The following is a 4310-nucleotide window of genomic DNA, read 5'->3' as shown; positions in this document are numbered from 1 at the left end:
CTGCTCGGCTAGCTCGCGAGCTTCATGAAATCGGGCGGGCGGCGCTCGGCGAAGGCGGTAAAGGCTTCGCGCGCCTCGGCGGTCCTGAGCCGTTCGGCGAAACATTCGCTTTCCGCGGCAATCTGCGCCGCAAGTGCGTCGGCCCTTCGCATCAGCCGCTTGGTGGCCGCGAGCGCGCCGACCGGTTGTGCTGCGAGGCGCGCGGCAAGCTCACCTGCCGTTTGATACAGCCTATCGAGCGGCACGACGCGGTTCGCAAGGCCCCAGTCGAGCGCATTCTTGGCCGACACCGTCTCGCCGAGCGCGAACATCTCGTAGGCGCGCCCATGCCCGATCCGCAGCGGCAAGAGCAGGCTCGAGGCGGCTTCCGGTACCAGCGCGAGGCTGACGAAGGGCGTCGACAACAGCGCGTTGTCGGCAAGCACGACGAGGTCGCAATGGAGCAGCATCGTGGTGCCGATGCCGACCGCGCGGCCCTGGACGGCCGCGATCAAGGGACGGCTGCACTCAACGAGCGCGCGCAGGAAGCGGTGCACGTGCTGCTCACCGCGCCCGCCGCCTGCCGCAATGGCGGCAAACTCGCCGACGTCATTACCCCCGGTGAACATATCGCCCTGCCCGCGGATCAGGATGACGCGTGCGGCCGTATCGGTCTCGGCGGCCTCGATCGCGTCCGCCAGCTTGCCATACATCGCATTGGTCAAGGCGTTCTTCTTGTCAGGCCGCGCCAGGGTCAGCGTCAGGATCCCCTTGTCCTTCTCGACTACGACATGTTCGGTCATTCGTCTCTCCTTGTTGGAAACTTGCTCTGAAAACTCGACAGCCAGCGTGCCACGATATCGATCTCCTCGCGCGAAAATCCCTCCGCGAGCCTGGCGTTGAGTTCGGCCGTTTCGGTCCGCGCGCGTGCCAGCATGGCGCGCCCTTTGTCAGTCAGATGGATGCGCCACGCCCGCCCGTCCGCGGCGTCGGCCCGCCGCTCGACCAGTCTTGCGGCCGCCATGCGATCCACGAGCCCGCTGATCCCTGCGGGTCCGAGGTCGAGCGCGGCACCCGCCTCGCCCATCAACACGCCATCCTCCTTGCCGAGGACGAACAGCAGCCCGGTCTGCGCGGGCGAGATGCCGTCTTCCGAGCGCGACGCCGCAAAGCGCTGCAAGCGCCGCTGCGCGACGCTGAGCAGGTAGATCAGGCGATGATTGGGGCCGCCACTCATCTCGGGCTCGATATATTTCGTATGCGAAATATAAACCGATCCAGACGCACAAGTCACGCGAAAACATGATGGTCGACCGACACTCCGGCCCGCGGCGTCCCCCCTTCCTGAAGCCAGACGTCCAAGTTTGTTCGGCCGGGACGTGACATTCGCTGGCGTCGCTGGCCGTCAGCATCCGCGCGAGCGCGGCGATAAAGCGCGACGTCTAAGCCACGCTATCCGATTGCCGCTGTGGGACATCGCCCCTATCGTTAGAAAACGACCACTGGACGACAATAAGAAAAAGAGGACCCAGCATGCCCGCACCGCCGCTTGATCCCGTCGTTGCCCAGATCATCCCGCAGCTTCCGCTGCGAGACCCCAGAACGATGACGCCGCAAAGCGCCCGCGATGCATTGCGCGCGCTCGCCGCCTCGCGGGCCGCGGTTGCTCCGCCGGCGGTCGGAAGCGTCGAAGAGATCGCAGTGAACGGCGCAGCCGGGCCGATTGCCGCGCGTGTCTATCGCGTCTCCGACGCACGAGCCCCGACCGTCGTGTTCTTCCATGGCGGCGGGTGGGTCGCGGGCGACCTCGACACCCATGACCGTCAGGCCCGTTATCTCGCGATCGAGACCGGCGCGGTGGTCGTCTCGGTCGACTACCGGCGGCCGCCCGAGGTGCGTTTTCCCGGCGCATTCGAGGATGCCTTCGCAGCCGCCTCCGACGTCGCGCGCCGCATCGACGCATTCGGCGGCATCGCCAACAGCCTCGGAGTCGCCGGTGACAGCGCCGGCGGCAATCTGGCGGCCTGCACCGCAATCGCCTGCCGCGATGCCGGAATCACGCTGGCCGGACAGATGCTGGTGTATCCGGTCACCGACACGCTGGGCGGCTTCGCCGACCCGAAAGAGAACGCGCGCTTTCCCTCGCGCGCCGAAAATGCCGAGGGCTATTTTCTCTCGCGTGGCGTCATGGAATGGTTTTGTGGGCATTACCTTGCCGACAGGGCCGACGGCGCGGACTGGCGCGTCTCGCCGCTGCGCGCGGAAAATGTTGCGGGCGTGGCGCCAGCGGTCGTCTGCACCGCCTGGTTCGATCCGCTGCGCGACGAAGGCGTGGCCTATGCGAAAGCGCTGGCGGCGGCCGGCGTTGCGGCCACGCACCACCAGGGCTTTGGGCTGATCCACGGCTATTTCGGCCTTGGAGAGGCTTGCGACACCGCACGTGCCGAGGCTCAGCGGGTGCGTGCCGATTTCAAGAAGTTGCTTGTGGCTTCGCTCTGAGGCGAGCCGCCTGTGAAGACATTGGCTATCTGAACGAATGTTCAGCCTTCCGAGCTTGATCGCGTCACGATTTCAAGTTCCAATCTGCGGACTATCCAGCTCCCAAAAAACATTGGAGGAAACGCCATGAAGAAGTTTTTCCTGGTTGCGGTGCTCGCGACCTTTGCTGCCGGTTCGGCCTTCGCGCAGGACGCCTCCTGCGACGCCAAGGCGGTCGGCAAGGACGGCAAGCCGCTCGCCGGCGCCGCAAAAACCTCGTTCATGAAGAAGTGCAACCACGATGCCTGCGAGACCAAGGCCGTCGGCTCCGACGGCAAGAAACTTGCCGGCGCCGCAAAATCGAGCTTCATGAAGAAGTGCGAGGCCGGCGGCTAGGAAAGCCCCTCATCACCACCCCGCCCCGTATCGATCCGGGGCGGGTTAGTGACCGCCCACGAGGGGAGTGGGTGCAGCTCCAGTTAAAGCTCATTTCACCGCGCACCGCTGCCGGTCAGTTCCGCAGGCCGGGCGCCTCCTGGCCGGTGCGCGCGACGTATTCGGTGTAGCCGCCGCCATATTGGTGGATGCCATCTGCGCTCAGCTCCAGCACGCGGTTGGAGAGCGCGGCCAGGAAGTGGCGATCGTGGGAGACGAACAGCATCGTGCCCTCGAACTCCGACAGCGCCGCGATCAGCATCTCCTTGGTCGCCAGATCGAGATGGTTGGTCGGCTCGTCCAGCACCAGGAAATTGGGCGGGTCATAGAGCATCTTTGCCATCACGAGCCGTGCCTTCTCGCCCCCGGACAGAACGCGGCACCGCTTTTCGACGTCATCGCCGGAAAAGCCGAAGCAGCCGGCGAGCGCTCGCAGCGAGCCCTGCCCGGCCTGCGGGAAGGCGTCCTCCAGCGACTGGAACACCGTGCGTTCGCCGTCGAGCAGATCCATTGCATGCTGCGCAAAGTAACCCATCTTGACGCTGCCGCCGACCGACACGGCGCCATCGTCCGGCTCGGTCGCCCCCGCCACCAGTTTCAGCAGCGTCGATTTGCCGGCGCCATTGACGCCCATTACGCACCAGCGCTCCCTGCGGCGGATCGCAAAATCCAGCCCCTGGTAGATCGTTCTGCTGCCGTAACCCTTGTGGACATTCTTCAGCGTCGCGACATCCTCGCCAGAGCGCGGCGCGACCTGGAACTCGAAGGCGACCGTCTGGCGGCGCCGCGGCGGCTCGACGCGCTCGATCTTGTCGAGCTTCTTGACCCGGCTCTGCACCTGGGCGGCATGGGATGCGCGGGCCTTGAAGCGCTCGATGAACTTGATCTCCTTGGCGAGCATCGCCTGCTGGCGCTCGAACTGCGCCTGCTGCTGCTTGTCGCTCAGCGCCCGCTGCTGCTGGTAGAATTCGTAGTCGCCGGTGTAGGTGGTGAGCTGGCCGGCATCGATCTCCACCACCTTGGTGATGACCCGGTTGATGAACGCGCGGTCGTGCGAGGTCATCAGCAGCGCGCCGTCATAGGCCTTCAAGAACTGCTCGAGCCAGATCAGGCTTTCCAGATCGAGATGGTTGCTCGGCTCGTCCAGCAGCATGACGTCGGGCCGCATCAGAAGGATGCGCGCCAGCGCCACGCGCATCTTCCAGCCGCCCGAGAGCGCGCCGACATCGCCGTCCATCATCTCCTGGCTGAAACCGAGCCCGGCCAGTGCTTCCCGCGCGCGCCCCTCCAGCGCATAGCCGTCGAGCTCCTCGAAACGCGCCTGCACCTCGCCATAGCGGGCGATGATGTCGTCCATCTCGTCCGCGCGATCAGGATCGGCCATCGCCGATTCGAGCTCCTTCAGCTCGGACGCAACC

General features: G+C 65.6%; 5 protein-coding genes. 2 read left to right on the top strand and 3 right to left on the bottom strand.

The window, feature by feature from the left end:
- Positions 1-8 precede the first annotated feature (8 nt).
- Together JOZ76_RS35820 and JOZ76_RS35815 are read right to left on the bottom strand one after the other, a co-directional pair.
- A complete protein-coding gene (locus JOZ76_RS35820) occupies positions 9-782 on the bottom strand; it encodes an enoyl-CoA hydratase (protein ID WP_291706093.1) in 774 nt (257 codons plus the stop codon).
- Entirely contained in the window at positions 779-1216 is a 438-nt protein-coding gene (locus JOZ76_RS35815; RefSeq protein WP_291706092.1) for a MarR family winged helix-turn-helix transcriptional regulator, read from the bottom strand. The genes JOZ76_RS35820 and JOZ76_RS35815 overlap by 4 nt, the downstream gene beginning before the upstream one ends.
- A 296-nt stretch (positions 1217-1512) precedes the next feature.
- On the opposite strand from JOZ76_RS35815, the gene JOZ76_RS35810 reads away from it, so the two are divergent.
- Together JOZ76_RS35810 and JOZ76_RS35805 are read left to right on the top strand one after the other, a co-directional pair.
- Positions 1513-2478 carry an alpha/beta hydrolase gene (locus JOZ76_RS35810; RefSeq protein WP_291706091.1) on the top strand — a complete coding sequence of 322 codons (966 nt, stop codon included), beginning with the start codon at positions 1513-1515 and terminating at the stop codon, positions 2476-2478.
- 126 nt (positions 2479-2604) lie between these two features.
- Positions 2605-2853: a hypothetical protein gene (locus JOZ76_RS35805; RefSeq protein WP_291706090.1), complete on the top strand. Its 249-nt coding sequence runs from the start codon at positions 2605-2607 to the stop codon at positions 2851-2853.
- Between the two features lie 115 nt (positions 2854-2968).
- Here the strand turns inward: JOZ76_RS35805 and JOZ76_RS35800 are convergent.
- The coding region (locus JOZ76_RS35800; RefSeq protein ID WP_291706089.1) for an ABC-F family ATP-binding cassette domain-containing protein at positions 2969-4310 on the bottom strand (1342 nt) is incomplete at its 5' end.

The organism is Bradyrhizobium sp., from assembly GCF_019244115.1.
In the GTDB taxonomy this organism is placed as follows: Bacteria; Pseudomonadota; Alphaproteobacteria; order Rhizobiales; family Xanthobacteraceae; genus Bradyrhizobium.
The sequence above is the reverse complement of the archived record's forward strand: the minus strand, read 5'-3'. Positions and strand labels throughout refer to the sequence as shown.